The following is a 26,893-nucleotide window of genomic DNA, read 5'->3' on the forward strand; positions in this document are numbered from 1 at the left end:
TCACCTTTTTTTATACGTAATAAGGGTTTTTTTGTCCGGCATTTTTCATCTGATTTTTTAATTCGTTTTTACGTGTTTCAATAGCTGATACTTTTTGTAATGTTATCATTGAAACGAATTGAATAAAAGCATAGTATAGCTCTATGTTTTTTTGTATTGGATCATCTATTATATTTCTCACAAATATGCCTCCTCTTTTTATTCCAATAAAACTCCGCATTAATGGGCAGCCCGAGTGGTGAGGGTTAATAATTAGCGGAGGATGTATAAAACCCTTCCTGATTAAAGTTTCATTTTATAAGGGAATGAAACTTTAATCAATTCGCTAAAATTCTTGTTTATTAAGATATGTATATAATACTATAAATATCCTATAAATTCCATTATAAGAAAAAGAGAACAGTTGATATAGTGTGTGTTTTCTTTAAAGGAGAAATGGCTTTTGTGAAATAAATCTTACAATTCGTCAAATTATTTCAAAATTGTAGATAGTATAGAAATTTAGTTTTCTAAAAATATTATACTATTGATAAATAGAGTGATTTTTGTCATGATGAAAGTATACTTTATGTAAGGAGCTTTATAAGGAAATACATACTTGAGTTTGTATTAGGTTAATAGAATTTTTTATAATAGATAGAAAAGGGATATTTTATATTAAAATATTAAATGGAATGTCGAATTTTTATGCGATATATAAGAAATTTGAAAAAACCATTGCAAAAACACTGTGTTTAATGATAAAGTTCACATGAAGTTCACACGGATTTCACTTTGTTCATTTAAAATGAACTACGTGTGAAAAATAAAACTCTTGCTAAAAAATGGAACTGGATGAATATTTTACTTTGATAATATTGTAAAGTATTAAAGTTTTAGTTTTTTTTAAGAGGATAGTAGGGAAAGGAAGTAAAGACAACTTATGAAAAAAGTAATTGCAGGTTTAGCAGCAGCTTCTGTAGCTGGCGTTGCAGTTCCAGGAATGGATTCTGCTCATGCACAAGTTTCAAATGAAGCGCTAAAAGAAATTAATGGACAAACTCAAACTCAAACTCAAACGACTGTAACTGAAACAAAAACTGTAGAAACAACTTCTGAATTAAAATACACAGTAACTGCTGATGTATTAAATGTTCGTTCAGGTGCTGGTACAGGACATAACGTTATTTCTAAAGTAAAATCAGGCCAAGTGCTACAAGTAGTTGGACAAGAAAATGGTTGGTTCAAAGTAAACGTAAATGGTCAAACAGGTTATGTAAGTGGTGACTTCGTAACAACTGGTGGCAAAACAGGAACGACTGTTCAACAAGGAACAGGTACTTACACAGTAAACGTTTCTTCACTTAACGTACGTACAGGCCCAAGTACATCTCATACAGTATTAGGTTCTGTAAACAAAGGTAAAACAGTACAAGTTGTAGGTGAAGTACAAGATTGGTTTAAAATCAACTTCAATGGTGGAACTGGATACGTAAGCAAAGACTTCGTAACAAAAGGTGGTTCTGCTGTATCTAACGAAACACAACAACCAACTACAAACAACAATACTACAACAGTTCAAACTGGTGGTTCTTATGTTGTTAACACTGGTGCTTTAAAAGTACGTACAGGCCCAGCTACATACAACGCTGTAATCGGTGGAGTAACAAATGGTAAAGTATTAAACGTTACTGGTGCTGAAAATGGTTGGTACAAAATTAACCATAACGGCCGCACAGGTTACGTAAGTGCAGACTTCGTTAAGTTTGTAAAAGGCGGAGTAAACAACGTTACAAATAACAATAATGTTACAAATAACGTTCAACAACCAGGTAAAGACGTACAAAAACCAACAACAGGTGGAGATACATCTTCAATCGCTGGATTCGCTAGATCTTTAAATGGTTCACCATACAGAACTGCTGGTACAACACCTGCTGGTTTTGACTGCAGTGGATTCATTCACTACGTATTAAATCAAACTGGTCATAAAGGAGCTCGTCAAACAGTTGCTGGATACTGGAGCTCTAAAACAAAAACTAGCAATCCACAACCAGGTGATTTAGTATACTTCCAAAATACTTATAAATCAGGTCCTTCTCACATGGGTGTTTACTTAGGAAACGGTCAGTTCATTAGTGCAGAAACAGATGCAACTGGTGTACGTATTAGTTCTGTAAGTAACTCTTACTGGAGCAAGCACCTATTAGGTTACACAAAAGCATACTAAGAAAAAGTAGTTTTATATACTTTTCGTATAGAGAAAAGGCTTTCCAAGGAAACTTGGGAAGCCTTTTTATAGTTAAATAAATTGGAAGTTTAATAGTTTTTATTTTAACTTTCCATTTAAAAATCGATCATATAAGTCATGGAAATAGTTAGGGCGAAATAAGTTCGCTGCATGTCCCGCTAACGGTATTTCCTTATATAGAACGTTAGGCAAAATAGATTTCAAATCAAATAGACAAGATTTATAGAGATGATCATGCTCTCCCATTACCCATAGTATAGGGTGAGGAAGTGATTTTAATTTAGATTTTAAATCGAATTCTAACCTATGTCGTAATGACTGGGCAATTATGGATGAATGTAATTGTAATCCGAAACGGTAGTAAATATTTCTTGAAATGACTGCGAACGGATTTGCTTTTAGTATACCGCTTGGAAAAATAGTATTTGCGTATTGAGAGAGCCATTTAGAGTATTCATCTCCTCGCTTCTCCCAAAAATTTTGAAATACATTATATAAACGAGAAGGGTTATTGTAATGTCCTCCAATATGACAAATACTTAATACTTTTTCTGGATGCATTTGTGCAAAAATTGTAGAGATGTAACAGCCGTAACTTAGCGCACAAATATGTGCTTTTTTAATATCTTCTTGCTCATATAAGTTTAATAATTGATCTACGAGGCGCTGTAATGAAAAGTCGATTGCTTTTCCTTTATCATCACCGTGACCTAATAAGTCATAAGTTATAATGTTGTAGGAGGAAGAAAAACGTTTTTGCTCCTTTTTGAAGGCGCGACGATTGCCAACTAATCCATGAATAAAAATAATTGTTTCCTTTTCAGAATGTATATTTGTTTGCAAAAAGGATACTCCTTTCACTAACTGGAGATTTATATCGTGTTGTAAATTATTTATCTATAATTTACATAGAATAATATTAAGTACCAGGTAATAATATCAGATATTTATATCTGTTGTAAAGATGAGTTTTTATGTATATTTTGTAAAAATAGAAAAAGTGTGTTTACATTCAGTTTACATTTGTATCGTATTCTAATTTTAGAAAGAACAGTTTGGTTTACCACGAGGAGATGAACAGGAATGGAAGTTAGAAATGAAATGAAGAAAAAAGGGAGTTGGAGGCAGTTTTTACGCCTTATTCAAGATACAAATCCTCCGAAAGGAATTTTAGTTTTTGCGTTATTAATGAGTTTGCTTTCTACGGGAGCGAGTTTATTTATTCCTATGCTTACAAAAGGATTAGTAGATAATTTTTCGCTTTCTTCAATTAGTGCAGGACAAATTGTTGGATTAGTTGCTTTCTTTGTAATGCAAACTATTGCGGCAGGGTTGTCTATATATTTACTAAATTATATTGGGCAGAAGATTGTAGCGGGACTAAGAGAACGTTTGTGGAAAAAGGTACTTATCTTGCCGGTATCTTATTACGATCAAAATAGAACAGGTGATACAATTAGCCGTATGACGAATGATACAGGTGTAGTGAAAACGTTAATTTCTGAGCATTTGTCAAACTTATTAACAGGCGGTATTTCAATTGTTGGATCGTTAATTGTATTATTTGTTTTAGATTGGAAAATGACTGCGTTACTTTTAACGGTTATTCCGTTGTCTGTGTTAATTTTAGTTCCACTTGGACGAAAAATGTATAAGATTTCAAAAGCGCTTCAAGATGAAACGGCATCTTTTACAAGTGTGTTAACGCAAGTGTTATCAGAAATTCGTTTAGTGAAATCTTCAAATACAGAAAAAAGAGAATATGAAACGGGTAATACAGGTATACAAAAGTTATTACAATTTGGTTTGAAAGAAGGAAAAGTGCAAGCATTAATTTCGCCAGTTATGTCGTTTGTTTTAATGGCACTACTTGTTATTATCGTAGGATATGGCGGGATGCGAGTTTCTAGCGGTGCATTAACAACTGGTGAACTTGTAGCGTTTATTTTGTATTTAGTTCAAATTGTAATGCCGATGAGTCAATTATCTATGTTCTTTACACAATTCCAAAAGGCAATTGGTGCGACGGAAAGAATTAGTACGATTTTAGAATATGAAGTAGAAGATCATGAAACTGGTGTGAAAGTGACAAATGCTAAGCAACCGATTGTTCTTGAAAATGTACATTTTGAGTATAACGAAGAAGAGCAAGTTTTGAAAAATATTGATTTCACAATTGAATCTGGAAAAGTGACAGCAATTGTAGGACCAAGTGGTAGTGGGAAAACAACGTTATTCTCATTATTGGAACGTTTTTATGAGCCAACTAGTGGCGCCATTAAATTAGGGGAAGAATCAATTACGAGTTATTCATTAGAGTCATGGCGACGTCAAATCGGTTACGTATCACAAGATAGTCCGTTAATTGATGGAACGATTCGTGATAATATTTGTTATGGTGTCGAGGGCGAAGTAACGGATGAAGAAATTGAAAAAGTAGCTGCAATGGCATATGTTGATGCGTTTATTCATGACTTACCAAACGGTTATGCAACAGAAGTTGGAGAACGCGGTGTGAAGCTTTCTGGGGGACAAAGACAGCGAATTGCTATTGCCCGAGCGTTACTTCGAAATCCGCAAATTCTTATGCTCGATGAGGCAACTTCAAGCTTAGATAGTAAATCTGAGTCTGTCGTTCAAAAAGCATTAAATAACTTAATGAAAGGCAGAACAACATTAGTGATTGCACATAGACTTTCTACTGTTGTAGATGCAGATAAAATTATCTTTATTGAAAAAGGGAATCTTACAGGTAGTGGTACGCATGATGAATTATTACAGACGCATGATATGTATCGTGAGTTTGCAACGCAGCAATTGAAAATTAAAGAGGGTGCATTATAAAATGAATCATCAGTGGGATTTTACTCCACTGATGATTCATTTTTAAAAAATATATTAGATGCTAAGTAGAAAGGAAATGGTTCCTTTGATACCTAAAATTTTAATAGTAGACGACGATCCACACATTAGAGAACTCGTTTCTGTATTTTTAGAACGAGAAGGTTTTCAAACATATGAGGCAATTGATGGAGTAGATGCACTTCAGAAAATGGATGACGTAAAAGTCGATATGGTTATTCTTGATATCATGATGCCAAATATGGATGGATTTGATGTATGTTTTGAATTAAGAAAATACTATGATATCCCGGTTCTGATGCTAACTGCCAAAGGGGAAACATCACAAAAAGTAAAAGGATTTCACCTTGGGACAGATGATTATCTTGTAAAACCATTTGATCCTATAGAACTAGTAGTGAGAGTAAAGGCATTATTGAAACGTTACCAAATTACTGTTTCGCAATCGATTCAAGTTGGAGATGTATTATTAAATCGTAAAACATTCGAAGTTACATCTGGAGAACAAACGGTTACGTTACCGTTAAAAGAATTTGAGCTGCTCTTTACTTTAGGGTCTAAATCGGGAAGAACTTGTTCGAGAGAGCAATTAATTGAAGAAATATGGGGATATGATTTTGAAGGAAATGAACGTACACTAGACGTTCATATTAATCGGTTACGTGAGAAGTTTCAAGAAGAGCAGTCGAAATTTAGTATTAAAACAATAAGAGGATTAGGGTATCGCTTAGAGGTAAGTAAATGAGAAAAAGAAAACGAATGAGTAAGTTGAAGATGCTGAAAGTATTTGGGGCGGTATTAGCGCTCTTTTCTTTTCTTACTATCATTTGGTCTATCGCATTTTATGTAGCAACTAGTTTATTGAATGCTTTTGACGTAAACGTATCGCCGTTTGTTGCCTTTCTAATTAGTGATATGGTCGGTTTTGTCTTTATTATTCTTATTTGGACATTGATTGGAATATTAATGAGACCAAAACGAGAGGCGATGATTTGGACTATTATTGAACCGATACAAAAAATTGCAAAAGGAGACTTCTCCGTAAAAATAAGAAATGAAGAAAAGTATGATGGTGAAATTGGCGTGCTCGTAAAAAGTATAAATGATATGACAGATGAACTGAATACGATGGAGAAAATGAGACAAGAGTTTGTATCGAATGTTTCTCATGAAATACAGTCACCGTTAACTTCTATAAAAGGATTTGCTAGAGCACTACAAGACGATAATCTTTCTGAGGAAAAAAGAAAGCATTATCTTACCATTATTGAAACTGAAACAACGAGATTATCTAAACTAAGTCAAAATTTACTAAAGCTAACTCTTTTAGAATCAGAAGAGTATACACCAGAAAGAGTGAGCTATCGATTAGATCAACAATTAAAGCAAATTGTGTTAAATAGTGAACCACTCTGGGCTGAAAAAGAAATTGAGTTAGAACTAGATTTAGAAAAAGTATATGTTATTGCTGACCAAGAAAGTATGAGTCAAGTGTGGATTAATTTAATTCATAATAGTATTAAATTTACTCCAAGCGGTGGTACGATTACTATTCAGTTAAAGGAACATGAGACAGTAGTGGAAGTGCGTATCCGTGATTCAGGAATTGGTATATCAGAAGAACAGAAACAACATATTTTTGAGCGTTTTTATAAAGCGGATTCTTCACGAAATCGTGCCTATGGGGGAAGTGGCTTAGGTTTAGCTATTGTAAAGAAAGTACTCGACCTTCATCAAGGAGAGATAAAAGTGGAGAGTGAGGAAGGAAAAGGTACTGAATTTATTGTGCGTATGCCGAATCATGAAGAGAAATAGTGTTAGAAGGAGAACCTTCTAACACTATTTCTCTTTAAAAATGCATTTACCGTTACTGCAATTATATTGATAAGCTTTTCCTTCGCTATTCATACGATATGAGTAATCGGATTCTTTATCTTTCTTAAAGTCAACGTATGCTTCCGCACCGTTTTTATCGTCATCTATATCAATGAATTGAACGTGTCGTATAGAATAATCTTTTTTTTCTCTTAAACCTCTTCCTTGCAAGTTTGTATGAATACCATCTACTAACTGGTCAAACAACGACCAGTTTAAATTAAGATGTTCAAATGACTCAGTGTGTCTTCCTAAAATACCGTTGTCTTGTATTATTTTTTTATTATCATCGTATGTATAAGAGTAGGTGAAATATGGTTCGTCTTTATATACTACTGTTGCATAATAGCCAATATTATAAAGGGGAGTATATTTTCCGGTTATGTTTTGTATCTCTTTTTGCTTATAACCTTTTTTAGTATGGAGATAATGGCTAGTATCTTTTTCTATTACTTTATAATTTAGTGGGTTACCAAATATAAAGTACAGTGCAAACAATATGATACATAGTCCGACTGCAGTTAGTAACAAGAACCATTTTTTTCTTTTCATACTCATACACTCCCCTATGCTGGATTTGTTTTTATTTTACATGAATAATGGTAAAAAAATGAAACTTATAAATAAAAACTTTCTATAGTTACCTACAAGTAACCTACGCACATGAAAGTGCATCATTGCCTTTTTACATAAACATAGATACAATTTTAATATAATACATAACTGAGATGATTAAGGAGTGTTATACTTGGCAGAATTATTACAAGGTAAAAATGCTTTAATTACAGGAGCAGGTAGAGGGATTGGTCGCGCTGTAGCAATCGCATTAGCGAAAGAAGGCGTAAATGTAGGCTTATTAGCTCGTTCAGAAGAAAACTTAAAAGCTGTAGCGAAAGAAGTAGAAGCAGAAGGTGTAAAAGCCGTTATTGCAACTGCTGATGTTTCTTCATACGAAGAAGTAACAACTGCGATTGAAACGTTAAAAAATGGTTTAGGATCTATCGATATTTTAATTAATAACGCTGGTATTTCTAAATTCGGTAAGTTTTTAGAACTAGACGTTGCTGATTGGGAAAAAATCATTCAAGTAAACTTAATGGGTGTATACTATGCAACTCGTGCAGCTTTACCGAGCATGATTGAACAACAATCTGGTGATATCATTAACATTTCATCTACAGCAGGACAAAAAGGCGCACCTGTAACAAGTGCATATAGTGCTTCTAAATTTGGTGTCCTTGGCTTAACAGAATCGTTAGCGATGGAAGTTCGCAAACATAACATTCGTGTAACAGCTTTAACTCCAAGTACAGTAGCAACTGATATGGCTGTAGATTTAGGATTAACTGATGGAAACCCTGATAAAGTAATGCAAGCAGAAGATATTGCAGAATTCATCGTAGCGCAGCTGAAATTAAATAAACGTACATTTATTAAATCTGCTGGGCTTTGGTCTACTAATCCATAGGAATTAAATTTAACTTTAAAAGAAGGGATATCTATTCTATAAGGGGTAGATGTCCCTTCTTTATTTTTTGTATTCAAGACAGAATTTTCGGTATAATTAAAAGTGAATGGTAGAAAGCATTGGTAAATTGAAAGGAATGGCAGTTGTAAAAGAGTGATGTAAGGAGGGAAAAGGAATGAAAAAGAAGTTTCAAAAATTATAACATGTATCGTGTATAACGAGACTAGCTCGTGGACCTCCAATATACATAACACTATATTGTATATTAAAAAATTGGAGGCTATAAGTAGATGAGAACTGAAAAAGAAATGTTAGATTTAATTATAAATACAGCAATAGAGGATGAAAGAATTCGAGCTGTCATCCTGAATGGATCGCGTGTAAATCCAAATGTGAAAAGAGATTGTTTTCAAGACTATGATATTATGTATGTTGTAAATGATATACAATCTTTTACGTCTAATCATAATTGGATTCATAGATTTGGAGAAATAATGATTGTACAAATGCCAGAAGAAATGTCGTTAGTTCCACCAGATGAAGACGGGAAGTTTCCATATTTAATGCAGTTCATGGATGGGAATCGGATTGATTTAACGCTAGTTCTAGTTGAGTTAATAAAAAAGTTCGTTGGACAAGATAGTTTAAGTAAACTGCTTCTTGATAAAGATAATTGTCTGGAAGAATTCCCGCCAGCAAGCGATAAGGATTACTTAATAAAAAAGCCTACAGAAAAAGAGTTTTTGGATTGTTGTAATGAATTTTGGTGGTGTAGTACGAATATCGCAAAAGGGTTATGGCGAGAGGAACTTTCTTATGCAAAAGGAATGCTTGAAGGACCAGTGCGAGATATGTTCATCGTAATGCTAGAATGGCATATTGGTATGAAAACAGACTTTACAGTTAATACAGGGAAGTTTGGAAAGCATTTCGAGCAATATATTGAAAAAGATATGTGGGTGCAATTTAAAAGAACATTTTCTAATGCAGAATATGAAAACATATGGGAGTCATTCTTTGTTATGGGTAATTTATTTAGGGAAGTGGCGAACGAAATCGCTAACAAATATGAATATCAATATCCGCAAGATGATGATGATAAAGTGACGAACTATTTAAAACATGTGAAAGCTTTGCCAAAAGATAGTACATCGATTTATTAATAATAGTAAGCAGTAAGACTGTCCTAATTAAGGACAGTCTTATTTTTGTTTATGAATAACAATTTCTCTAACAAAGTGCAGATGAATCACATATGAAAATTTAGGGAGGTTTTTTATCATGTATTATTTTTATTCGCCAGAAATGTTTGCTCCATATCAATGGGGACTAGAACGAGATGTTTCGTATGCTTATATGCCATATAACTCATTTTATTATGGAGATTATATAAGCGCATTGCCATACGCATATATCCCTCAAAGCTATGAAGTACAAATGAAAGCAGATGATCGTGGATCGTGGACACCATTTACATGGGTTGAAAAATATGCGTACGCATTTTCAGGACCGTATAATAAAGCGGAAGTAGCTCTTACATTTGATGATGGACCAGATTCAGAATTCACGCCAAAAATATTAGATAAGTTAAAACAACATAATGTAAAAGCTACTTTTTTCTTACTTGGTGAAAACGCAGAAAAATTTCCGAATGTAGTAAAGCGTATTGCAAATGAAGGGCATGTAATTGGTAATCATACGTACAGTCATCCGAATTTAGCGAAAGTAAATGACGCTGAGTACCGTAATCAAATTATAAAAACGGAAGAAATATTAAAACGTTTAGCCGGCTATGCGCCTAAATTTATACGTCCACCGTATGGTGAAATACTTGAAAATCAATTGAATTGGGCAACTGAGCAAAATTTTATGATTGTACAGTGGAGTGTTGATACAGTTGATTGGAAAGGTGTAAGTGCCGATACGATTACAAATAATGTGTTAGGGAATTCATTTCCAGGTAGTGTCATACTGCAGCATTCTACTCCAGGTGGGCATTTACAAGGATCTGTTGATGCACTAGACAAAATCATTCCGCAGTTAAAAACGAAAGGGGCACGTTTTGTAACACTTCCAAGTATGTTCCAGACATCAAAAGAAAGAAAGTGAATGTGTTATAAATTAGGAAAATAAGGGTTATGTCGTATAATGAAAGTGTAAGTTAGGGGGGATATAATTGATTGATGCACTAGTAAACATAGGAATAAGCATATTGATTGGTATTATTTTTATACTTGCGGCAATTATTCTTCAAAAAAATCCACCGACCGATATTAATGCGGCATATGGTTATCGTACGAAACGATCTATGAAAAATAAGGAATTATGGGATGCGGGTAACAGGTATAGTGCAGAAGTGATGAAGCAAAACGGATTTATCATGATGTTAATTGGAAGTGTTATTAGTATACTGTTTAGATATCCACATACAATAATAGCGATTATAGTGGTTATGCTGTTATTAATCATTCGTTTATTTATACAAGTAGAGAGTAGATTAAAAATCCTTGAACAATAATAAAAAATAGGACTCTACGCAATATTATGCTAGGAGTCCTATTTTATTTATAAACTATTATTTTTTAATAATTCTTTTCCTTGCTCTATAACAAATTCATAGTATGCAAGATCATACGGATAAATATCTTCAAATGTTATCGTAATCGGTGTATTGTTTAAGACTGAAATAGTCGTTAAAGATGAAATCTCTCCTTTTAATAGTTGTAGAAAAGAAGTTGCATGTACTTTCATCACATCGTCTACTTCTTCACCTGGTGCGAATGGAAGTGGATTGATGACGTTGTGAAAATACATATGACAAAACTCGCGATCAGTAAGATTTGAAATTTCATAATCTATTTTAAAGATTCCCTTGTATGTTAAATCATTAGTTTGAAAGGAAAGCCCTAATTCTTCCTCAATTTCACGAAGACCACCAATTTGTACATCTTCATCATGCATAATATGTCCAGCTGAAGTAATATCCCATATACATGGAGCTTCTTTTTTATTTTTAGAGCGTAATTGGAAATATAAAAACATATCTTCAGTATCTTTTTCTACAAACCAGCAATGAAATGTTTCGTGCCAATCGCCGTCACGATGCACTTCATCACGTAATTTCTTCCCAAGTGTATTTCTTTCAGGATCAAATATTGTTAACCACTCTGTCATTTTAATTCCCCTTTCCTCAAATTTTATTATACAATATTTGTATTGAATTTTGGAAAAATAAAGAAAAAGGAGTGGTTATAAGTGGGGATAGAGCGTACGGAAATAAAATCAATTATTTCAACAGAGGAAGAGTTACGGAAAATATTGGGGCAACCAAGTGAGCGAGCGTTGAAAAAAGTCATTTCATCATTAGACCACCATTGCATAGATTTTCTTTCTAAATCTCCTTTTCTAGTATTATCCACTGGAAATCAGTTGGGGGAGTGTGACGCCTCGCCGCGAGGAGATGCACCTGGATTTGTATACGTACTCAATAATAATAATATTATCATTCCAGAAAGACCAGGAAATCGTCGTATAGACTCCATTTTGAATATTATTTCAAATCCACGTGTAGGACTAATCTTTTTTATTCCAGGTCTTGGGGAGACACTCAGAATAAATGGCCGAGCGTATATTACAAACGACGAAGAAATTTTGAAAGAAATGCAGGCGAATGGACGCAATCCGTTGCTTGGAATTGTTGTTGAAATAGAAGAGTGTTATATTCATTGTGCAAAAGCGTTTATTCGTTCTAAGATGTGGGATCCAGAATCTTGGTTAAATAAAAAAGAGTTACCATCAGCAGCAAAAATGTTGCTGGAGCATGCGAAAGTGAATACTTCAGAAGAAGATGTTGCACGTTCTTTAGAAGAAAGTTATACAAAAAGATTGTATTAAAAATTTTATTGATATAGCTTTGTAGAGCGGATGTGTACGGGTTTTAGAATGGGGGATTTATCCCGCATTAACGGGTGGTAAGACCCCTACCTCAAAATTCAGCGAAAACAAAGAAGTCAGGTGGGGATCAACTGCCCGTAAAAGCCCGATTGGTGAAGGCTAATAATCAGTGGGGATGAACAAAATCCCCACTGATTAAAGTTTCACTTTATATATGAACCGTTGATTTATAAACTGGAGAAATGACAAAATAGGTAAATTGAGTGGCAGTTGCATAATGCTATTGTGAAATATAATAAAAAAAATTCTTGAAAATAGTTAGTAAAAATAGGCTTGCTTTTTAAAAAGTTGATAACTATAATAAGTTAACAAATAGACATGAACGAAAAAGTAATGATAAGGACACGAAATCATTTTTACGGTTTACAGAGAGGGAAGTCAAGGGTGTGAGCTTCCTAACACGAGAAATGATTTTACCACCTTTGAACTTCAATAGTGAACGAGTAATCTAGTAATTATTGACGGTATCAGCCGTTATCTGAACTTGAGCAATCTAGGGAGAAATACGTCTAGATTGGAACAAGGGTGGAACCACGAAAACACATTCGTCCCTTTCCTAGGGATGAGTGTGTTTTTTTACGGATTTAGAGATTGAAAATTTAAAATAATTAAAAAATAGTATTGATTTTGTTTTTTATGCGAGTATAATGAGTTAACAAATAAACATGAACGAAAAAGTAATGATAAGGACACGAAATCATTTTTACGGTTTACAGAGAGGGAAGTCAAGGGTGTGAGCTTCCTAACACGAGAAATGATTTTACCACCTTTGAACTTCAATAGTGAACGAGTAATCTAGTAATTATTGACGGTATCAGCCGTTATCTGAACTTGAGCAATCTAGGGAGAAATACGTCTAGATTGGAACAAGGGTGGAACCACGAAAACACATTCGTCCCTTTCCTAGGGATGGGTGTGTTTTTTTACTTTGAAAGGAGGTGCAGTAACATGGAACGATTTGTACGTACGGAAATAACCACCACCTGCATGATTAAAAAGCAGAGCAAGGTGATTGATAGAGATAAATAATAAAATTGTAGGAGGAGATTAGAAGATGAATAACGTTATAAATGTTGGGGTATTAGGTTTAGGTACGGTCGGAAGTGGTGTTGTTCATATTTTGAAAGAACATTATAAAAAAATCGCTCTTGATACAGGATACGAAGTGAAAGTGAAAACAGTCGTTGTACGTGATTTGGAAAAAGAACGCGATGTTTGTATTGACGGGATTGCAGTAACAAGTCATGCAGATGAAGTTCTAAATGATTCGAATATTGATATTGTAGTAGAGGTAATGGGCGGAATTGAAGAAGCGAAGCAGCATATTGTTAAGGCTTTACGAAATAAGAAACATGTCGTGACAGCAAATAAAGATTTAATGGCTGTATACGGTGCAGAGCTTCTTCAACTGGCGAACAATAATGATTGTGATTTATGTTATGAAGCGAGCGTAGCAGGCGGTATTCCAGTGTTAAGAGGACTAACTGACGGGCTAGCATCAGATCAAATTGAAAAAATAATGGGAATTGTAAATGGTACAACAAATTATATGTTAACAAAAATGAGTCAAAATGGATGGTCTTATGAAGAGGCTTTACAGGAAGCGCAAAAATTAGGTTTTGCAGAATCGGATCCGACAGCAGATGTAGATGGACTAGATGCGGCGAGAAAGGTAGCAATTCTTGCAAACTTAGGTTTTTCGATGAATGTTTCATTAGATGATGTGCAAGTAAGAGGGATTCGAAATGTCGAAAAAGAAGATTTACAAATGGCTGAAAAGTTAGGATTTACTATGAAGTTAATTGGGAAAGCAGAAAAACAAGGATCAGCCATTCATTTAAGTGTAGAACCGACGCTTTTACCGAGCCAGCATCCATTATCAAATGTGAATAATGAATTTAATGCAGTATATGTTCACGGTCAAGCGGTAGGAGAAGTAATGTTTTACGGACCTGGAGCTGGAAAGTTGCCAACTGGTTCTGCTGTAGTAAGTGATATTATTTCCATCGTTAAAAATATGAATCAAGTGCCGAAAAATAAAAGTGCGTTAAAAGAACCAGTTCCTTATGAATTACAAGGTGATGAAGAAGTAGTTTCGAAATATTTCTTGCGTATTTCATTACGAGATGAGCCTGGGATGTTGCAAAAAATAACAGAATGTTTCGTTAATTACTCTGTAAGTTTAAAAGAAGTTATTCAATTACCTTTAAACCGTGAACTGGCAGAAGTTGTTGTTGTGACACATCGAACTTCCAAGTATCAATTCGAACGAGTTTTAGGAGCGATAGAAGCTGTCGCAAGTGAAATAAACAGTTACTACATTATTGAGGAGGAAAAACAATATGTATAAAGGACTATTGAAACAATATGCTTCTTATTTACCGGTGAATGAAAACACACCTGATGTCAGTTTAATGGAAGGAAATACACCTCTTATTCCGTTATTAAATATATCAAAGCAATTAGGGATTCAGCTATATGGTAAGTACGAAGGAGCGAATCCGACAGGTTCTTTTAAAGATCGTGGTATGGTGATGGCAGTTGCTAAGGCGAAAGAAGAAGGTTCAGAAGCAATCATTTGTGCATCAACAGGTAATACATCAGCATCAGCTGCAGCATATGCGGCACGTCTTGGGATGAAATGTATAATCGTAATCCCTGAAGGAAAGATTGCGCATGGAAAATTAGCGCAAGCGGTCGCTTATGGAGCTGAAATTATTTCAATAGAAGGGAATTTCGATGATGCACTTAAGGCTGTAAGAAATATTGCTGCAGAAGAACCGATTACATTAGTAAATTCAGTGAATCCTTATCGAATTGAAGGACAAAAAACGGCAGCATTTGAAATTTGTGACCAATTGCAAAATGCACCAGATGTTCTAGCTATCCCTGTTGGGAACGCAGGGAATATTACAGCATATTGGAAAGGCTTCTGTGAATATGAGAAAGAAAAAGGTTATAAGAAGCCAAGAATTCATGGCTTTGAAGCAGAAGGAGCAGCGGCAATTGTAAAAGGGCATGTAATTGAAGAGCCTGAAACAATTGCAACAGCAATTCGCATTGGTAACCCAGCAAGTTGGTCGTATGCAGTAGAGGCTGCCGAGCAGTCTTGTGGTGAAATAGATATGGTATCAGATGAAGAAATTTTACATGCGTATAGGTTATTGGCAAAAACTGAAGGAGTTTTCGCTGAACCGGGATCAAATGCTTCATTAGCTGGCGTAATTAAACATGTTAAATCTGGAAAAATCAAAAAGGGAGAAACAGTTGTTGCAGTATTAACTGGAAATGGTTTGAAGGATCCTGATATCGCTATTTCTTCAAATCAACTAGACATCGCAAGTTTGTCAAATGATATAGAACAGATTAAAGATCATATTAAAGGGGTGATTATGTCGTGATACCATTAAGTGTTCGTGTCCCTGCTAGTACGGCAAATGTTGGTCCTGGATTTGATTCAGTTGGAATAGCTTTGTCATTGTATTTAGATGTGGTGGTTAAAGAAAAAGCTGATAAATGGCAAGTAATCCATTCCTTTGAAGAATCAATTCCGACAGACGATAAAAATTTAATCGTTAGCACGGCATGTAAAGTCTGTCCTTCTATATCACCCCATATAATAGAAGTTACTAGTAATATCCCATTAACAAGAGGGCTAGGAAGTAGTGCATCAGCGATTGTAGCTGGGATAGAACTTGCGAATCAACTAGGCAATTTGAACTTAACTGCTGATCAAAAAGTTCAAATTGCTACAAATTTTGAAGGACATCCTGATAATGTTGCTGCTTCTATATTAGGTGGAACTGTAATCGGAGCACTTGATGGAAAGGATATTTCCGTCGTAAGAATTGAGAGCAAGGAGTTAGGGGTAATTTCTCTTATTCCGAATGAAGAATTAAATACAGATGAAAGTCGATCTGTATTACCAAAGATGTTTCCGTTTCATGAGGCAGTTAAAGCTAGTGCGATAAGTAACGTATTAGTAGCTGCATTATGTCAAAAGCGGTGGGAAGTTGTAGGTGAAATGATGGAGAGAGACCATTTTCACGAGCCATATCGTTTAGAACTCGTACCGTTATTACCATCTATTCGTAAATGCGCAAAAGAATTTGGTGCGTACGGTACAGCACTTAGCGGTGCGGGACCATCTATTTTTATATTAACGCCATATGAGAAACGTCAAGAAATCGCTGAGCAATTAGCGAGAGTATTTACAGATATGAAAGTATGTGAGCTTGAAATCGACCATAAAGGTATTATTGTAAATAAGGAAGAGCATATTGGATCGTAAAGAAAGCTGGCATGGCTAGCTTTCTTTACGTTGCAAACCTATTTTAAATTAGGTTTTTTCGGAAAAAATATAAAACAAATGTTGATTTTGAATAATGTAAGTAAAGAGTGCATTCATTTTGGAGGTGATTAAATGAATAAAGAGTCACCAGAAGAAAAAAGAGAGCGTATGAGACAAAGTGAATTAAAAAGTAATCCTATGGGTTCTTTACGTGACGGACTCAATAGAGCGGAAACGGGTAGTCCAGTTGATATAACAGGCGGTATGAATTGGAAAGGTACAGGAATAATCATTTTAGTACTACTTTTAGGATACATTGTATACACTTATTTTTTCAGTTGAAGAATGCTTGTTAAAATTTTAATTTGTTTAGTTTCATAATTGTTGAGAAAAAATGCAGTTACTGTATTACATATCTTCTAAGCGAATTATAGTTGTTCATATCAACTTTTAATACTCTAAATAGAGCTAGCAAAATGCTAGCTCTATTATTTTTTGCCACATTCCTGTAACAAACCACCTGTATATTCATTGGTGGAGGTGCAGAGGATGAAAAAAATGATAGCGATATGTCTTCTAACAACTATGCCATTTTCGACTTTAGTCGGTTGTGACGTAAAAGGTAGTAATGCTGTACAAGAGTCTAAAATAAAGAAATCGACGTATAAAGATTTTACTTATGATGTAAATCCAGAAACATTCACATTAACTGTAGAACATGAGGGGGTAAAGGAACAGGCATCACAACCCCTACCGAAAATGAAGGTATCGAATGTAAAAAAAGAAAAGGATCGTACATCGTGGGAATATCCAGATCAAAAAGTGAAAATAAAAGTAGAAAAGAAAAAAGACCACTTAAACATTGAAGTGGAATCGACTGGTGCAGAAAGCTTTACATGGCCGAAAGTAGAAGCTGAAAATTATACACTTCCGTTATGGGAGGGTAAGCAAATTCCGAGCAATGATGAGAATTGGAAGAAGTTTTTAAAGGATGATGCATATTCATTTGCTGAATCATTTTCTATGAAGTTTTTCGCATTAAATGGTTCGAAATATTCAATTGTATATATTGCAAACAATATGTTTAATAATGAATTGAAGTTTCATTCGGATCCGAAAATAGGATTTGATTTTACACATGAATTTCCGAGCATAAATAAAAATAAAACATATGGATTTCAATTATATGTGACAAATAATGATGCGGTAAGCATTGCTAAACTGTATAAGGATGATATTGTTCGAAAAGGTGAATTTAAAACATTACAAGAAAAGGCTAGAAAAAATAAAGAAATCGAAAAGTTATATGGAGCGGCGCATTTTTATTTTTGGAATCAAAATGGTCTATCAGAAAATAATATAAATTGGCCAAAACTAAGGGAGCAAATAAATAGCCCGCTGTTTAGTCATATAAAAGAACTTATTCAAAAGAATAGTTCAGAGCCTGGGGAACTGAATGTATTAGATCAAGTAAGTAAACAAGATTTCATTGATAAGTATCAAAAAAATGTTATTTTACGTTATATAAACGAAGTATTATCCATGAAGGAATTTTATAAAGAGGATATTTTTCAAAACGTTGATCAGGAAGCTAGTGTGCTATTAAAGAAAGGTGTAGGTCACTTAACGAACACAGAATTGTATAGCTTAAATAAGCATTTATTAAAGTCGCTACTTGGTGATGCGGTTGAAGAGGTAAGTAAATGGGGTAATGCAGATGGAACGGACATACTAAAGGAAATGAAAGAGGTAGGAATAGAAAAAGCGTGGATTGGTCTGCCGAACTGGGAACAAGGATTTATGCAACCTAATTTCGTGACAAAAGCGAAGGAAATGGGGTATTTAGTTGGTCCGTATGATTCATATCATTCCATTCACGAAAAAAGTGATAAAAATTGGAACACAGCATCCTTTAATGACCCATCATTATATGAAGAGGCTACTGTAACGAAGAAAAACGGAGAAAAGGTGCAAGGCTTTTTAGGCAGAGGTCGCAAGTTAAACCCGACTTTATCGCTGCCTAGTGTAAAGGAACGCATGAATGATATATTACAAAATGGTCCTAAATATAATTCATGGTTTATTGATTGTGATGCGACAGGTGAAATTTACGATGACTATTCAGCGAAACATATAACGACACAAGAGCAAGATTTAAAAGCACGTTTAAAACGAATGGACTACATTGCGCAAGAAAAGGGTATGGTCGTTGGTTCTGAAGGTGGAAATGATTTTGCTAGTAGTACGATTGCATTTGCACACGGAATTGAAACACCTGTTATTAAATGGGACGATGAAGATATGCGGAAAAATAAAACAAGTCCGTATTATGTCGGTGGATATTGGTCACCAAATCAAAATGTGCCTGAAAAATATGCAAAACAAGTACCATTGAAAGAAGAATATAAACAAGTATATTTAAACCCAGTATATTCAGTACCATTATATAAATTAGTATACAATGATTCCGTTATTACAACGCATCATTGGGAATGGGGAAGTTTAAAGGTAAAAGATGAAGTTGGAAATCGAATGCTGTCTGAATTATTGTATAATGTTCCTCCGTTGTACCATTTAGATGAAGTAGAGTGGAATAAACATAAAAAAGAAATTACAGAGCATCTAAAAGTTTGGAATGAAGTTCATGAAAAAGCAGTAAAAGAAGAGATGACGAATTTTGCGTATTTGTCAGAAGATAAGCTAGTACAATCTGTTTCTTATGGAAAAGATATTAAAATCATTGTGAACTTCTCAAATGAAGACATGGAAGTAGAAAAGACGAAAATAAAAGCAAAGTCGGCTTACATTGATAATCAGGGGAAGAAAAGTGTGTATACGCCGTTTGAGAAATAATAAAGTTAAATATACTGTATTCATAGAGATTTTATAATTAGCTGAATTCTTTATTCATATCGTTTGTTAGGAAAAAGACATTCTAATTTAAAATGAAAGAGTTAATAAATTTGTAAATCCGCATGTTACGAAGTGCTAAATTTTTGAAATTGGTAAATAGTGACTTGCCAAAAATAAGTACGAGAGTATAATGTGAAATGGAATACGTATTGGGTTTAAGTAGTAACCTTACAAAATTGTAAGGTTAGTGAAAGGAAATTCAATATGAAGATAAATAGACTTACATTATACTTGGTAAAGAGAAAGAGAGGCGAATGGGTATGAGCTCTGAATTAGAACAAAATACGAGAAGTAATAAAAAGCGTTCTAAAAGAAAGTCAATAAAATGGTTCATATTAATTCCATTTTTCCTACTTATTTTTGGAGGAGTAGGATATGGTTCGTTTATATATAATAAAGCAAAAGCTGTTGTAAATGATGCGTATGCGAAAATTGAAAAGTCATCAAAGCGTGATAAAGAAGTTGAACCTTTAAAGGATAATATTTCAATATTAATCATGGGTGTAGATGGAAGTGAAATGAGAAAAAGCCAATATGGCGAAGCAGTTCGAACAGATGCACTTTTATTAGCAACAATTAATAAAGATGATAAGTCTGTTAAGCTAGTAAGTATTCCACGTGATTCACGTGTTTATATTCCAACTAGAAAAAAATTAGATAAAATTACTCATGCTCACGTATTTGGTGGCGTAGAAAGCACACGCGATACGGTGGAAAGATTCTTAAATGTCCCTGTTGATTATTATGTGAAGTTTAACTTTGAATCATTCGTACAAATTGTCGATTCAATTGGTGGTATTGATATTGATGTACCAGTTACTTTCACTGAACAAGATAGTAAAGACCAAGCTGGTATGATCCATTTAGAAAAAGGTTACCAACATTTAAATGGAGAACAAGCACTTGCACTTGCAAGAACGCGTAAAATTGATAGTGACGCAATGCGTGGACAGAGACAGCAACTTGTAATAGAAGCAATTGCCAAAAAAGCGATGTCTGTTCAATCAATTAGCAAAATGGGCTCTTTACTAGATGCGGTTGATAAAAATATGAAAACGAACTTAACATTTGACGATATGCTTGCCATTACAAAAAATATGGCAGGATCTAATTTGGAAATGGAAAAATTGCAAATAGAAGGCACAGATAAACGTATCGGTGGTATTTATTATTACATTCCAAATGAAAAAAATGTAAAAGATATTTCAAAAAAATTAAATGATCATTTAGGTGTAACGCCAAAATCAGTCCGAAATGAATAATAAAAAAAGATTGGCTTTTGCCAATCTTTTTTTTTTGGAATGTATTTGTAACTTTTCTGTAACGATTTTTTAGTTTAGAAAAATTATACTCATATGTATGAGTATAATGGATAGGTAAAAAAGTAAAAGGACATATTCAAAATTTGTGGTAAGGAAAGATATCATATGCAGAAATGGTTAAGCATGATGGGAATTATCTTTATATTGACTGGATGTAAAATGTCTGAAGCTCCAACAAGTCTAATGGAAGCTCCTACAAATGAAAAATGGATTAATGAATTAAAGGAACAAATTGATAAAGATTTACCTGTTAATTATCGCTTACTTACTCCAATGTCTAATAGAGATAAACAGACGACATGGTCAATGAATTTCGAGCGAGATAATAAAAAAGAAGCTGTCATCGTATATAAAATACCTAATGAAGATTATCATATATATTTAGCCGTATATGAGAAGAAAAATAATGGATGGAATATGAAGTCAACCTATACATTTGATGGGGAAGAAGTAGATATTGTTGAGGTAGGAGATTTCACAGGGAGTGGGGAAAGGGAACTATTGATAGGAATAACTACCAATCGTGATTTATTAGAAAACACAATGTATGTTTTTTCCGATGAGAGTGACGATATAAAGGAATTTTATAGACAGAAGTATACAAAGTTATTTATAGATGATTTAAACAAAAATGGTTTTAAAGACATAAGCCTTGTTTCGCATATGAAAGATGAACAGTTGAAGGTTCAGTTCATTGAAAAGTTTAAGGTATTGTCAGAGGTTACATTTGATCCGTATATAAATAGTATTCAAAGAATACAAATGGGTCGTATTTCTAAATCATTAAAGGCAGTTGTAATCGATGCGGGAACAGGGGCTCATTCAGGTATAACTTATGTAGCAAAATTTGATCAGGATCATTATGAAGTATTACCTATAGATGGGAAAGAAGATTTATTTAATGAATATGTTGTAGAAAGTAAAGATGTTAATGAAGACGGCATTATTGAATTTGTTCGTACTGTACGCCCAAAAGGTTGGGAAGATAAATCACATGGTGATAGTCCGCTTTTCGAACGTTACATACAGTGGAGTGAATCTGGAATTAAACCAATTGAAGAACGATATATAGATATAGAAAAAGGGTATTATGTGAAAATCCCTAAAGAGTTAATAGGGAAAATTACAATACCAGATCAGCAAAAAGAATCAAATTCTCAAAAGTTTTTGGATACAAGAACAAATGAAATATGGCTTGAAGTTCATATTTTTAAGCGGAAAGAATGGTTCAATATAAAAGGCTACAGCGCAGCAATTAAAACGGCTTCTCACGTATATGCAGTACCGAAGCAATCAAAATTTGAAAAAGTGAAAGCATATATAAAACCGCTAGCGGATTATCAACAAGAGTAGGAGGTGAGAATTATGTCAAAAATTTTAGTTTTAGAAGATGAATTAACAATCCGTAGCTTTATTGTTTTGAATTTAAAACGTGCTGGATTTTATGTAATAGAAGCTACTACTGGAGAAGAAGCGTTACAAATTTTGAGTGAACAAACTGTTGATATAGCACTGCTGGATGTAATGTTACCGGGGATTAATGGTTTAGAAGTTTGTAAGGCTATCAGGAAAGAAAATAAAAAAATGGGTATTATTATGTTAACCGCACGTGTACAAGATGAAGATAAGGTGCAAGGACTAGGAATAGGTGCAGATGATTATATTGCAAAACCGTTTAGTCCAGTAGTATTAACTGCACGTATACAGTCTTTATTAAGAAGAATAGAAGTACATGAAGAAAAAACGAATATTGTTACGTCAGGTCCATTTTCGTTAAATATTATAGAAGAAAGATTGTATAAAGATGGACAATTAGTCGATTTAACACCTACAGAGTATATGATATTACAGTATTTAATGAATCAGGCTTCAAAGCCAGTTTCGCGTGATGAAATTTTAAATATGATTTGGGGAACCAATTATGTAGGTGAGACGAAAGTGGTAGATGTAAATATGAGACGGTTACGTCAAAAGATAGAATGTAATCCATCAGAACCTGAATTTATTCTTACGGTGTGGGGAAAAGGATATGTGTGGAAGGAAAGTATAAGATGAAACGGAAAGTGACTTTATATTTTATGACGGTCATTACACTTATGCTTGTATTATTTGAAGTTGTATTTTCAGTCTCAATTTATCGATACTATTATAATGGTATTGTGCAATATATAGAGTCTCATGCGAAAACGAGTACACGTTTTTTTTCAGAATACAATTCACTATACTTTATTCGGTTACAAGAATATAGTGGTGACATAATTAGTAGCTTTCAATTAGAAGGAACAGAATTACAGTTAATTGATCGTCACGGCTCGGTTATACAATCTTCAAGTGGTGAAAAGATAGAAGGTAAAGTCAATATTCCACAATCATTATTAGAAGGTGAAATGTATAATCAAGTTACTAAGAAAGGTAATAAAAAACAACTAGAGGTGCTAAGCCCACTTATACATCAAGGACAAACTATTGGTGTTTTAAAATATACGACTGTTTTAACAAATGTAAATAAAAAGATTATTGAAATTATTACGTTTACTATTTCTGTAGGTATTGTTATTTCGGGAGTCGTCTTCTTAATTAGTAGACGTTTGGCAAATTCATTTGTTGAGCCAATTGAATCCATTATTCAAGCCTCTTCACAAATTGCAGAAGGCACATTAAAGCAAAAAATTAAAGAAGATTATCCTGGAGAATTAGGTGACTTGGCACATAGTTTAAATTATATGGCCTATAAAATAGATAAGGCTGAGCAGATGAAAAATGAATTCATTGCTTCTATTTCGCACGAAATACGAACGCCTTTAACAGGAATTAAAGGTTGGAGTGAGACGTTAAAAACAGTAGATCATTTAACAGAAGAAGAAATAAAGCAAGGTATGGGCATTATTTCAGGTGAGACAGATAGGTTGATTCATTTAGTAGAAGAATTGTTAGATTTTTCAAGATTACAATCAAATCATTTTAATTTATATAAACAAAAGGTGCAATTGTACGATATACTAGAGGAGACGATTTGGCAATTAACTCCTAAATCGGAAGAGAAGGAAATTCAATTTATTACTACTATAGACCGAATTGAATTGATGGGAGATCGAAATAGGCTAAAGCAAGTTTTCTTGAATATTGTTCAAAATGCAATTAAGTATTCACATAAAAAAAGTACAATACACATTGAAGCGACTAAAATAGAAGAACAAGCAGTGATTAAGGTAAGAGACGAAGGGATTGGAATTGCTAAAGAACATTTACCATATATTGAGCAATCATTTTACCAAATTAATAATCATGCTGCAGGTGCAGGTATTGGTTTAGCTATCGTTAAAAAAATGGTGGAGCTTCATGGCGGTGCGCTTAGTGTTACAAGCAAAGAAGGAATAGGAACAACAATTTTGATAAAACTCCCATTATAATACAAATAAAATCTATTTATATGGTGAAATAAAAATAAATAGATGTATAATTATATTGGGCGATTTATATATAAGATTAATAGGGAGAGGAATTCGATAGAATGGAAAAAGCTTTAAAAATTAAACAAATAGTAGTCGTTTTAATAGCGATTGCCGCAGTAGCTATTGGGTATTACATGTTTCAATCAATTACTTCACCAGCAAAAGCTGTTGCGAAACAAGAAAATGTAGTGCAGCTTGCAAGTGAACAGCCGAAAGTTGAAATGAATAAAACGGCACCAAGTCGTTTTAATGGAAAAGAAAGAAAAGTTGCTTATCTTACATTTGACGATGGACCAGGGAAATATACGGCTGAATTATTAAATACGCTAAAACAACATGATGCGAAGGCGACGTTCTTTTTAATTGGAGCGAATGTAAAAGAATTTCCTGATTTAGTGAAACGTGAAAATGCTGAGGGTCATTATGTAGGCATGCATAGTATGACACATAATTTCGCAAAGTTATATAAAAATGGCGAGTATGTAAATGAGATGAAAGAAGATCAAGGTTTAATCGCTAATATTATTGGGAAATCACCTAAATTAACACGTCCTCCATATGGTTCGATGCCTGGATTGAATGAAGGTCTTCGAAATAAAGTGGTAGAAGGCGGATTTAAAGTATGGGATTGGACAATTGATTCATTAGATTGGAGATACAATAAAATGCCAGTTGATGCAGCTGCAGCACAAATTGCTCAAAACGTATTAACAAACGCAACAAAACCACAAGAAGTAATTTTAATGCATGATATTCACCCGCAATCAGTTGCTGCTGTGCCAGCAATTTTAAAGGGACTAAAAGAAAAAGGTTATGAGTTTGAAGCTTATCATGAAGAGAGTCACTTCCCAGTGAACTTCTGGCATGATAACCGTATGTAATGGAGGAATGAACGTTGAAGTATGGAAAAGTAGCAGTAGTTGGAGCATTATCAGTAGGACTTTTAACAGGTTGTTTCGGTGAAAAGCCAGAAGAAAATCTATATACAGCTTTTGAAACAGCAGCAACACAAGAAAAATCTTTAGTGGATGAAGCAAAAAAATTAGAGCAATTAGAGAAACAAGGGCAAGAATTATATGCTCAAATTTTGCAAGAAGGTAAAGAACATAATGAAGCAGTTGTGAAGAAAATAGAGCAAGCTACTGCAAATGTAGACGATCGTGAAAAAGTATTGAAAAGTGAGAAAGAAATGCTAGAAAAAGCACAGAAGGAAACGAAGTCTGTTCAAAGTAATATAGAGAAGATTGAAGATAAGAAGTTACAAAAACAAGCAAAAGCAGTAGAAGAGTCGTATAAGAATCGTTATGATGCATTCCAAAAGATGAATGAAAATTACACGAAAGTGTTAGCGACTGAAAAAGAACTGTATGAAAAATTAAAAGTAAAAGAAACGAAATTAAAAGAAATCGGTGAAAAAGTTAAAACTGTTAATGAATTAAATGTGGAAGCACAAAAGTCGAAAGAGCAGTTTAACAAATTTACAAAAGAGTATAATGACAGTAAATTAGCATTCTACAAAGATGCAGAAATTAAGATTAAAGATCAGAAATAAAGAAGAATCTAAAGTGTAATAAAAAGCCGGAGAAACATCGTTATAAATGTTTTTTCGGTTTTTTACGTTAAATGAATAGAAAAGACTGGAATTGATATCATAAAAGAGTTATAGTGAGTTATTCTAAGGGAAACATTGTAAAGTAAGGAGAATGGGAATATGTCATATGAATTTTTACTCAAATTAGGTTTAGCACTCTTTTTAGGATTATTCATCGGGATAGATAGGCAGCTAAAGAATAAACCACTTGGTGTGAAAACAAGTATGGTTATTTCTGTAGCAAGTTGTTTAATTACGATGGTTTCAATTGAATCTGTACATGTATATTCTGTTCCAGGACATACAAATATGGATCCGATGCGACTGGCCGCTCAAATTGTTAGTGGAATTGGTTTTCTTGGCGCGGGTGTCATTTTACGAAGAAGTAATGACGTTATTTCTGGATTAACAACAGCTTCTATGGTGTGGGCTGCTTCAGCTTTAGGGATCGCAATTGGTGCGGGATTTTATTTACAAGCGACAGTTGCGATGGTTTTAATTATTTTAGCGATTAATGTACTTCCGCAACTTGTGAAAATTGCAGGACCGTATTCATTAAGACAAAAGGATTTATCTATAAAAATTACTGTTAAAGAGCATCATGAGTTAGATGGTATATTTAAGCAAATTAAAAATTTAGGCATGCATGTGAAACGCGTGAAAATTAAAGATATAGATAGTGGAGCATTTCAGCAACTAGAGATGGTTATTTTAGCTCCAGAAGATTTATATACAACAGAGTTATATAGTTCCCTGAAAGAGATAGATCGAGTAGTTTCAGTTGAAGTGGAAAGTAGATAATTGTGATAAAAAAGAGTGAATGATGGTATTATCCCCTATAGGTAGACAGTAAAAAAAGAGTCCATCTGATATGATGGACTCAATACTGTTTTATCTGGAGGGGATTTTTTTATGGCAAGAAAAGGACAATCATT

Annotated in this window: 25 protein-coding genes and 2 other annotated features; of the genes, 21 read left to right on the top strand and 4 right to left on the bottom strand. The window is 33.8% G+C overall.

The window, feature by feature from the left end; genetic code table 11:
• Positions 1–10: 10 nt before the first annotated feature.
• Positions 11–181, bottom strand: coding sequence for a hypothetical protein (locus MR136_RS19335; protein WP_001244279.1), 171 nt, complete (start codon positions 179–181; stop codon positions 11–13).
• Positions 182–922: 741 nt separating this feature from the next.
• Here MR136_RS19335 and entFM point away from each other — a divergent pair.
• Positions 923–2,209 carry an enterotoxin EntFM gene (gene entFM, locus MR136_RS19340; RefSeq protein WP_000755513.1) on the top strand — a complete coding sequence of 429 codons (1,287 nt, stop codon included), beginning with the start codon at positions 923–925 and terminating at the stop codon, positions 2,207–2,209.
• Between the two features lie 99 nt (positions 2,210–2,308).
• Here the strand turns inward: entFM and MR136_RS19345 are convergent, their stop codons facing one another.
• Positions 2,309–3,073, bottom strand: a complete 765-nt coding sequence (locus tag MR136_RS19345) for an alpha/beta fold hydrolase (RefSeq protein ID WP_078421567.1) — start codon at positions 3,071–3,073, stop codon at positions 2,309–2,311.
• Positions 3,074–3,313: 240 nt separating this feature from the next.
• Here MR136_RS19345 and MR136_RS19350 point away from each other — a divergent pair, with 240 nt between their 5' ends.
• The 3 genes from MR136_RS19350 (at position 3,314) to hitS (ending at position 6,907) form a co-directional block, all read left to right on the top strand.
• On the top strand, positions 3,314–5,074 hold the full coding sequence (locus MR136_RS19350; RefSeq protein WP_000453882.1) for an ABC transporter ATP-binding protein: 1,761 nt from the start codon (positions 3,314–3,316) through the stop codon (positions 5,072–5,074).
• Between the two features lie 85 nt (positions 5,075–5,159).
• The gene (gene hitR / locus MR136_RS19355; protein WP_000612411.1) at positions 5,160–5,837 is read left to right on the top strand and encodes an envelope stress response regulator transcription factor HitR; all 678 of its coding nucleotides are present in this window, start codon (positions 5,160–5,162) and stop codon (positions 5,835–5,837) included.
• On the top strand, positions 5,834–6,907 hold the full coding sequence (gene hitS, locus MR136_RS19360) for an envelope stress sensor histidine kinase HitS (protein WP_001231627.1): 1,074 nt from the start codon (positions 5,834–5,836) through the stop codon (positions 6,905–6,907). The genes hitR and hitS overlap by 4 nt, the downstream gene beginning before the upstream one ends.
• A 24-nt stretch (positions 6,908–6,931) precedes the next feature.
• Here hitS and MR136_RS19365 read toward each other — a convergent pair whose 3' ends face one another.
• A complete protein-coding gene (locus MR136_RS19365) occupies positions 6,932–7,519 on the bottom strand; it encodes a DUF3139 domain-containing protein (RefSeq protein ID WP_000823541.1) in 588 nt (195 codons plus the stop codon).
• A 196-nt stretch (positions 7,520–7,715) separates the two neighbouring features.
• Between MR136_RS19365 and MR136_RS19370 the strand changes: the two genes are divergently transcribed.
• From MR136_RS19370 to MR136_RS19385, 4 genes are all read left to right on the top strand, one after another.
• Positions 7,716–8,435, top strand: a complete 720-nt coding sequence (locus MR136_RS19370; RefSeq protein WP_000818985.1) for a 3-ketoacyl-ACP reductase — start codon at positions 7,716–7,718, stop codon at positions 8,433–8,435.
• Positions 8,436–8,725: 290 nt separating this feature from the next.
• Positions 8,726–9,598 (top strand): aminoglycoside 6-adenylyltransferase, encoded by an 873-nt coding sequence (locus MR136_RS19375; RefSeq protein ID WP_242259560.1) that lies wholly within the window; start codon positions 8,726–8,728, stop codon positions 9,596–9,598.
• 118 nt (positions 9,599–9,716) lie between these two features.
• Entirely contained in the window at positions 9,717–10,544 is an 828-nt protein-coding gene (locus tag MR136_RS19380) for a peptidoglycan-N-acetylglucosamine deacetylase (RefSeq protein ID WP_000291203.1), read from the top strand.
• Between the two features lie 70 nt (positions 10,545–10,614).
• Positions 10,615–10,953: an SdpI family protein gene (locus tag MR136_RS19385; RefSeq protein ID WP_025118474.1), complete on the top strand. Its 339-nt coding sequence runs from the start codon at positions 10,615–10,617 to the stop codon at positions 10,951–10,953.
• A gap of 47 nt (positions 10,954–11,000) precedes the next feature.
• Here the strand turns inward: MR136_RS19385 and MR136_RS19390 are convergent, their stop codons facing one another.
• Complete coding sequence (locus MR136_RS19390; RefSeq protein ID WP_000141357.1) at positions 11,001–11,609, bottom strand: NUDIX hydrolase; 609 nt, start codon at positions 11,607–11,609, stop codon at positions 11,001–11,003.
• An 81-nt stretch (positions 11,610–11,690) separates the two neighbouring features.
• On the opposite strand from MR136_RS19390, the gene MR136_RS19395 reads away from it, so the two are divergent.
• The 13 genes from MR136_RS19395 (at position 11,691) to MR136_RS19455 (ending at position 26,759) form a co-directional block, all read left to right on the top strand.
• The gene (locus MR136_RS19395; RefSeq protein ID WP_000510725.1) at positions 11,691–12,329 is read left to right on the top strand and encodes a pyridoxamine 5'-phosphate oxidase family protein; all 639 of its coding nucleotides are present in this window, start codon (positions 11,691–11,693) and stop codon (positions 12,327–12,329) included.
• Positions 12,330–12,713: 384 nt separating this feature from the next.
• Positions 12,714–12,945: a binding site (T-box leader), on the top strand.
• Positions 12,946–13,060: 115 nt separating this feature from the next.
• Positions 13,061–13,292 (top strand) — a binding site (T-box leader).
• Between the two features lie 151 nt (positions 13,293–13,443).
• On the top strand, positions 13,444–14,739 hold the full coding sequence (locus MR136_RS19400) for a homoserine dehydrogenase (protein WP_001066905.1): 1,296 nt from the start codon (positions 13,444–13,446) through the stop codon (positions 14,737–14,739).
• On the top strand, positions 14,732–15,790 hold the full coding sequence (gene thrC / locus MR136_RS19405; RefSeq protein WP_000276434.1) for a threonine synthase: 1,059 nt from the start codon (positions 14,732–14,734) through the stop codon (positions 15,788–15,790). Before MR136_RS19400 ends, thrC begins: the two co-directional genes overlap by 8 nt.
• Positions 15,787–16,680, top strand: a complete 894-nt coding sequence (gene thrB, locus MR136_RS19410) for a homoserine kinase (RefSeq protein ID WP_000612682.1) — start codon at positions 15,787–15,789, stop codon at positions 16,678–16,680. Before thrC ends, thrB begins: the two co-directional genes overlap by 4 nt.
• A gap of 132 nt (positions 16,681–16,812) precedes the next feature.
• Entirely contained in the window at positions 16,813–17,022 is a 210-nt protein-coding gene (locus MR136_RS19415) for a DUF6366 family protein (protein WP_001031476.1), read from the top strand.
• 207 nt (positions 17,023–17,229) lie between these two features.
• A complete protein-coding gene (locus tag MR136_RS19420) occupies positions 17,230–19,533 on the top strand; it encodes a glycoside hydrolase (protein ID WP_242259561.1) in 2,304 nt (767 codons plus the stop codon).
• 320 nt (positions 19,534–19,853) lie between these two features.
• On the top strand, positions 19,854–20,855 hold the full coding sequence (locus tag MR136_RS19425; protein WP_002182662.1) for an LCP family protein: 1,002 nt from the start codon (positions 19,854–19,856) through the stop codon (positions 20,853–20,855).
• 165 nt (positions 20,856–21,020) lie between these two features.
• Positions 21,021–22,268, top strand: coding sequence for a hypothetical protein (locus MR136_RS19430; RefSeq protein WP_001174869.1), 1,248 nt, complete (start codon positions 21,021–21,023; stop codon positions 22,266–22,268).
• Between the two features lie 12 nt (positions 22,269–22,280).
• Positions 22,281–22,970: a response regulator transcription factor gene (locus tag MR136_RS19435; protein WP_000036074.1), complete on the top strand. Its 690-nt coding sequence runs from the start codon at positions 22,281–22,283 to the stop codon at positions 22,968–22,970.
• Complete coding sequence (locus MR136_RS19440; RefSeq protein ID WP_002183481.1) at positions 22,967–24,325, top strand: sensor histidine kinase; 1,359 nt, start codon at positions 22,967–22,969, stop codon at positions 24,323–24,325. The genes MR136_RS19435 and MR136_RS19440 overlap by 4 nt, the downstream gene beginning before the upstream one ends.
• A 101-nt stretch (positions 24,326–24,426) precedes the next feature.
• Positions 24,427–25,248 (top strand): peptidoglycan-N-acetylglucosamine deacetylase, encoded by an 822-nt coding sequence (locus MR136_RS19445; protein ID WP_000409484.1) that lies wholly within the window; start codon positions 24,427–24,429, stop codon positions 25,246–25,248.
• A 14-nt stretch (positions 25,249–25,262) separates the two neighbouring features.
• Positions 25,263–25,919 carry a YkyA family protein gene (locus MR136_RS19450; RefSeq protein WP_000873570.1) on the top strand — a complete coding sequence of 219 codons (657 nt, stop codon included), beginning with the start codon at positions 25,263–25,265 and terminating at the stop codon, positions 25,917–25,919.
• A 159-nt stretch (positions 25,920–26,078) separates the two neighbouring features.
• Complete coding sequence (locus MR136_RS19455; RefSeq protein ID WP_000119510.1) at positions 26,079–26,759, top strand: MgtC/SapB family protein; 681 nt, start codon at positions 26,079–26,081, stop codon at positions 26,757–26,759.
• Positions 26,760–26,893: the final 134 nt, after the last annotated feature.

It is taken from the genome of Bacillus cereus group sp. BfR-BA-01311 (assembly GCF_022664295.1).
Taxonomy (GTDB): Bacteria; Bacillota; Bacilli; order Bacillales; family Bacillaceae_G; genus Bacillus_A; species Bacillus_A cereus.